This is a genomic window from bacterium, from assembly GCA_018814885.1.
Lineage (GTDB): Bacteria > Krumholzibacteriota > Krumholzibacteriia > LZORAL124-64-63 > LZORAL124-64-63 > JAHIYU01.
The window spans coordinates 23,128-29,452 of the sequence record JAHIYU010000180.1; the positions used below are offsets into that span (position 1 = coordinate 23,128).

Genomic DNA, 6,325 nt, shown 5'->3' on the forward strand with positions numbered 1-6,325 from the left:
ACGGTGTCACGAGCAGCCGGAGGTGGCCGCGCAGACCATGCAGGTATAGCAGTTGCCGCTGCGTACCATCATCGATCCGCACTCCGGACAGGGCGGCGCGTCGGCCTGGGCCCGGAACACCTGCTTCTCGTTGTTCTCCATGGTGATCCGGCCGCTCGAATCGGGAGTCACGGGCGTATCCTCGTGCAACCCGGTGTCCAGCTCGGGCCTGTGCTGCTCGGCGACCTTGCTCTTGCCGAACTTGAGCTTCATCCAGCGGAAGATGTAGTCCATGATCGACTTGGCTACCGGGATCTCGGGGTTCGTGGTGAAACCGCTCGGCTCGAACAGCGCATGACTGAACTTGGACGTCAGCACCTCCAGCGGCACGCCGTACTGCAGCATGATCGAACAGGCCGTGGCGAAGCTGTCCATCAGGCCCGAGACGACCGAGCCCTCCTTGGCCATGGCGATGAACATCTCGCCGGGCTGGCCGTTGGGATAGAGCCCGATGGTCAGATAGCCCTCGTGGCCCGCGATGCTGAACTTGTGGGTGATGGCGGCGCGTTCGTCGGGCAGACGCACGCGCTGGGGCGAGGGCGGCGATTGCCTGTCCTCCGCGGGCTTCCGCGCCTGCTTGGCGCCGTCCCTGCTGGTGTTCATGGGCTGGGTGCGCTTCGAGCCGTCGCGATAGACGGCGATGGCCTTCAGACCGAGCTGCCACGCCTCGATGTAAGCCTCGGCGATCTCCTGCGGAGTCGTCTCGTTGGACATGTTCACGGTCTTGCTGATGGCACCCGACAGGAACGGTTGGACGGCGGCCATCATGCGGATATGTCCCATGTGGTCGATGCTGCGCCTGCCTCCGATGGGCTTGAAGGCGCAGTCGAAGACAGCCTCGTGATCCTCCTTGAGACCGGGCGCGCCCTCGATGGTCTCGTGCTCCTCCAGATGAGCCAGGATCCGTCTGCGCTCCTCCTCGGTGTAGCCGAGGCGCGTCAGGGCCTCGGGCACCGTGTTGTTGACGATCTTCAGCATGCCGCCGCCGACCAGGTTCTTGTACTTGATCAACGCCATGTCCGGCTCGATGCCGGTGGTGTCGCAGTCCATCATGAAGCCGATGGTGCCCGTGGGCGCCAGCACCGTGACCTGCGCGTTGCGGTAGCCGTAGTCGTACCCGACGGTGTAGGCGTCGCTCCAGACCGCCTTGACGGCGTCCAGCAGCTCCTCGGGCACGCGATGGGCGTTGATCCCGTTGATGTGCGAACGGTGCTTCTGGATGACCTGCAGCATGGCGTCTCGATTGGGCTTGTAGCCCGCGAAGGGGCGGAAGTGCTCCGCCATGCGCGCCGAACTCAGGTAGGCCTGCCCGCACATCAGGGCCGTGACCGCCGCGGCGTAGTTGCGGCCCGCGTCGCTGTCGTAGGGCAGCCCGCGCGACATGAGCAGGGCGCCCAGGTTGGCATAGCCCAGACCCAGCGGCCGGTAGTGGCGGGAGTTCTCGGCGATGGCCTCGCGCGGGTAGCTGCTGTTGTCGACGACGATCTCCATGGCCGTCAGCATCACGTCAACGGCGTGGCGAAAGGCCTCGATGTCGAATTCGCCGTCCTCGCGGCGGAACTTCATGAGATTGAGCGAGGCCAGGTTGCAGGCCGAGTCGTTGAGGAACATGTACTCGGAACAGGGATTGGACCCGTGGATGCGGTCCGTCGCCGGACAGGCGTGCCAGTCGTTGATCGTTGTGTCGTACTGGAGGCCCGGATCGCCGCAGACGTGTGCGCCCTCGGCCATCATGTCCAGCAGCTCGCGCGCGCGGTAGGTGTCCATGGGCGTGCCGTCGGTCACCGCGCGGGTGGTCCAGGTGCCGTCGGCCACGACCGCCTCCATGAACTCGTCGGTGACGCGCACCGAGTTGTTGGAGTTCTGGAAGAAGACCGAGCCGTAGGCCTCGCCGTTGAAGGAGCCGTCGTAGCCGGCGTCGATCAGGGCCCAGGCCTTGCGTTCCTCTCTCACCTTGCAGTTGATGAAGTCCACGATGTCGGGGTGATCGATGTTCAGCATGACCATCTTGGCGGCGCGACGCGTCTTGCCGCCGGATTTGATCACGCCGGCGAAGGCATCGTATCCCTTCATGAAGGACACGGGGCCGGAAGCTTCGCCGCCGGTGCTGAGCTTCTCGCGCGAGGAACGCAAGGGCGAGAGGTTGGTGCCCGTGCCGCTGCCGTACTTGAACAGCAGGCCCTCGGTCTTGGCCAGGCCGAGTATGGACGCCATGCTGTCCTCGACCGAGTTGATGAAGCAGGCCGAGCACTGGGGCTTCTTCTCGACGCCGACGTTGAACCATACCGGCGAGTTGAACGCGGCGTGCTGGTGGACCAGCAGATAGGTCAACTCGGCGCGGAAGGTCTCGGCGTCCGCGGGGGACGCGAAGCAGCCGTCGGCGATGCCCCAGTCGGCGATGGTGTCGGCGACGCGGTGGACCAGCTGGCGCACGGACCGTTCCCGGTCGGGCGTGCCCAGTCCTCCCCTGAAATACTTCTGCACCACGACGTTGGTGGCCATCTGCGACCAGGACTTAGGCACTTCCACGTCCTTCTGCTCGAAGATGACCTCGCCTTCCTTGGTGACGATGGAAGCGTCGCGATGCTCCCACTTGATCTCGTCGAGGGGATTGATGCCGGGTGCCGTGCAGCGTCGCGCGAAACGCAGGCCGCGCCGCGAAGCCGCTGCGCGGACCTCTTCCCTGAAGTCTTCCCCGGCCTGCCCGGCGAGGGCGGTCAGATCCAGTTCGGGTGCCATGTCTGCAGCGGGTCGGGCATCCATACCCAGTTCAGTTCCCGCGGCTGCCTGCAGTCTCTTCTCCGTGCGATCCTTCATGGAGATCCTCTTTCCTGATGCGCTGTCCATTGCCTCTATGTTGCCCGTCTCGCCGGGTCGCGGATCACGTGCGCCGGATCCTCCGACGCGACAGCCGTGTGCCTCCACAACCCCTCTACGACTGGTTTTTCGAGCGTGCCGGGATGCCCGTTTTTGCAGATTCACACCATTGTGTCAAGCTTGGTCATCCGAGTGGCGGACCCCAATATCTTGTGGGGGGAGCCATAGATTAGGTACTACGGGTGGGATGACAAAGGAGAAATTCCGACCGGCCGGGGCGCGGAAAATACCCCCCTTCCGGACCCGTTTTCCGCGACGCTGCAAACGGCCCCGCCGGCTCCGTAATCGTGTCGCATGCGTCGCGAGGCGCACCGAAAAAAGAAAAGGAAAAAAGCGCCGCCGCGGACGGGCGAACCTTCCCGGAGGGTCGGGGTGTTTTTGAGAACACCCGCGTGACTCGTGTACCGCCATGAGGAAAAAACAGTTACACCGTGAAGACACGGCGGGACGAAATGACCCGCCCGCGAATCAACCGTGCAGGCGCCGCTCAGGCGTGATCGACGACGATGCCGGCGACGATTTCGCGGATCCGGTCGCGGCCGGCGGCAAAGGCCGCGTGGATCTTCTCGGGGCTGCCGGTGGCGGACATGGGGTCGGGGATCGGGCACTTGAGATGGCGCTCCGGGTGCGCCAGGACGGGCAGGAACAGTGTTGCCTGGCGGCTGAGCGTCACGATCAGGTCGAAATCGTCCAGGGCGAGTCCGTCCAGGCTCTTGGTGTGCTGGCCTTCCATCGAGATGCCGACCTCGGCCATGGCCGCGCGGGTCCGGTCGGTGATCGGGTAGGTGATCAGGCCGGCGCTGCTCGCTTCCCAGCCGTCGGGAAAAAGCGCACGCGCCCAGGCCTCGGCCATCTGGCTGCGGCACGAGTTCGCCGTACACATGAACAGGACCTTCATCGACGCTCCTCCGGGAAACCCAGGCGAGGCAGGCCGTCCTCGCGATCGCCCGCTCCGCCCAGTTCCACCGTCAGGACCGCTGCAAGAATCAGTCCCGCCCCGGGGATGGCCGCTCCGGTAAGGCGTTCCCCGATGGCCAGCCAGGAGAAGAAGGTGGCGAAGACCGGCTCCGCGGCGAAGATCAGGGCGGCCCGCGAGGGCGAAGTATAGCCCTGGTAGCGGTTCTGCAGGTAGAGGCCGGCCAGTGTGGACAGCAGCGTGGTCACGATCAGCGCGGTCAGCAACGTCCCGTTGGGCTCGAAGCGCATATCCTCGATCAGAACGGCCCACAGGCCGTTCAGGACGGTGCAGACGGCCAGGGTCCAGAACAGCAGGGGCAGGTACGAGGTGCGCACCAGGGCGAAGTTCAGCCGCGACAGGTAGAAGGCGTACGAGACGGCGCAGCCCACGGTCCAGACGTCGCCGGCCACGATCCCCTTGAGGTTGGGCTGGGTCAGCAGCCACAGTCCGGCCAAGGCCAGGGCCACGCCCCCGATCACGCTCGCCGAGGGGCGCACGCCGTGCCAGCAGAAGATGATCAACGGCACCAGCACCACGCTCAGGGCGGTGATGAAGGCGCTGTTGTTGGCCGTGGTCGTGTGCATGCCGATGGTCTGGGTGGTGTAGCCGACGGCCACCAGCACGCCGAGCAACAGGCCCCAGCGGATCGCCTGACGGTCGGCGATCAGTCCCCGGCCCCGCCGGCGCAGATCGTCCGGCAGGGACCGCGCGAAGAGGGGCCACCCGGCCAGCAGGATGAGCGTCGCCGCCGTGAAACGCACCGCGACGAAGAGCGTCGGCGAGCAGTAGGCGGTGGCGGCCTTGATGGACGGGAACGACACGCCCCAGCAGACGGTCACCAGCAGCAGCATCAGCTCCGCCCTGCGCACCGGGCCCATCTCAGGCTCCCGCGCCGGGACCGTCCGCCTGCGGCGGGACCAGCGAACCCAGGACGCGCCGCGCCTCCTCGGCGCCGGCGGCGATGATCTGCGGGGTGAGGCGGAAATCCTCGAGATTGATCCGGCGCATGGGCGGCGCGATCAGGATATCCGGCGGATGGTCCGCGAGCTGGCGCCGGCAGACCTCGGTCTGGAGGATGTCGACGGCCTTGAGCAGGATGTCGGCGGCCAGGTTGCGGCGGCGGAAGGTGAGCGTCTCCCAGAACCGGCTCCAGTTGCGCCAGTTGGACGAATCCGCGGGCACGACCGGCCTGTCCAGGGGAGGCTGGAAGTCGCAGGCCACCACCCGGTCCACGTCGTACTCGCGGATCACCTGTACGGGCACTGTGCTCTTGAGCCCGCCGTCCACCAGGTTGCGGCCGTCGCGCTCCACCGGCACGAAGGCGCCCGGGAAGGCGCAGGTGGCGCGGATCGCCGAGGGCAGATCGCCGTCGCGCAGGTAGACCAGCTCGCCGGTGTCGATGTCGGTGGCGGAGCAGACCAGCGGGAACTCCAGGTCCGCGAAGCGGGGCGGCAGGTGGTTCGCCAGCCATTGCTGGAAACGGCCGCCGCGCATGATGCCGCCGGCGACGGAGATGTCGAAGACCTCGGTCCACTTCAGGTGGGTGGCCAGATCGCGCATCTGCGCCGCGGAATGGCCCGCCGCCCAGAAGGCGCCGATCATCGCCCCCATGGACGTGCCCGCCACCGCCGCGGGGCGCAGCCCGGCCTCGAGGAGCACCTCCAGGATGCCGATGGCGGCCAGACCCCGGGCGCCGCCGCCGCCGAGCACTACGCCGGCCCGGTTGCCGGGGGGAAAGCGGTAGAGCGGCTTCTCGCACATGGCATCAGGCCTCGGGCTCGAGGTCCAGCAGGGGTTCGCCCGCGGCCAGGACCTGGCCGGCCGCCGCGTGCACCCGGGCCACGCGCCCGTCCAGCGGCGAGACGATCTCCGTCTCCATCTTCATGGCCTCCATGATCAGCAGGGGCGCGCCGGCCGCCACCCGGTCCCCCTCGGCCACCAGCACCTTGACCACGATGCCGGGCATCTTGGCGACCAGGTTGGGCTCGTGTTCGCCCGGATCGCCGAGGTCGTCGCCCTCGTCCTCGTCCGGCAGGCGCAGCGTGTACACGACGCCGTCCAGGAACACCAGCCGTTCGGAGCCGCGCCGGGCCACGTAGGCCCGTCCGCGCGCGCCGTCCAGCGCGAAGGCGACCTCCGCGCCGTCGTTCGCGAGGATCTCGACCGGCGACGCCGCGCCGTCGAGCGTCACGCGCCAGGTCACGCCGTCGCGACGGACGGCCAGCCTGTGCACGTCGGCGCCGTGTTGCAGTTCCAGATGCACGTCTACTCCAGTCCGTTGAGACGGAAGGGGCCCAGGCGGTCCCAGGGCGAGGACCGGGAGCCCGCCGCAGGGGCGGGCGGTGGATTGGTACCGCCTAATACCCCTAACCCGCTGCTGGCCGTGGCCGAGAGGTTGAGCTATCCGTGCGAGAGGTGCGATGGTAGCGGACGAATACACCGTAGTCAGCG

General features: G+C 67.2%; 5 protein-coding genes. All 5 read right to left on the reverse strand.

The window, feature by feature from the left end; translation table 11 throughout:
* Positions 1 to 6 precede the first annotated feature (6 nt).
* The 5 genes from KJ554_14045 to KJ554_14065 all read right to left on the reverse strand — a co-directional run bounded on the left by KJ554_14045 (position 7) and on the right by KJ554_14065 (position 6,137).
* Positions 7 to 2,856 (reverse strand): vitamin B12-dependent ribonucleotide reductase, encoded by a 2,850-nt coding sequence (locus KJ554_14045; protein ID MBU0743450.1) that lies wholly within the window; start codon positions 2,854 to 2,856, stop codon positions 7 to 9.
* Between the two features lie 547 nt (positions 2,857 to 3,403).
* Positions 3,404 to 3,814 (reverse strand): arsenate reductase ArsC, encoded by a 411-nt coding sequence (locus KJ554_14050; GenBank protein MBU0743451.1) that lies wholly within the window; start codon positions 3,812 to 3,814, stop codon positions 3,404 to 3,406.
* Complete coding sequence (locus tag KJ554_14055; protein MBU0743452.1) at positions 3,811 to 4,752, reverse strand: DMT family transporter; 942 nt, start codon at positions 4,750 to 4,752, stop codon at positions 3,811 to 3,813. The genes KJ554_14050 and KJ554_14055 overlap by 4 nt, the downstream gene beginning before the upstream one ends.
* Before the next feature lies 1 nt (position 4,753).
* Positions 4,754 to 5,635: a patatin-like phospholipase family protein gene (locus KJ554_14060; GenBank protein ID MBU0743453.1), complete on the reverse strand. Its 882-nt coding sequence runs from the start codon at positions 5,633 to 5,635 to the stop codon at positions 4,754 to 4,756.
* 4 nt (positions 5,636 to 5,639) lie between these two features.
* Positions 5,640 to 6,137, reverse strand: a complete 498-nt coding sequence (locus KJ554_14065) for a hypothetical protein (protein ID MBU0743454.1) — start codon at positions 6,135 to 6,137, stop codon at positions 5,640 to 5,642.
* Positions 6,138 to 6,325: the final 188 nt, after the last annotated feature.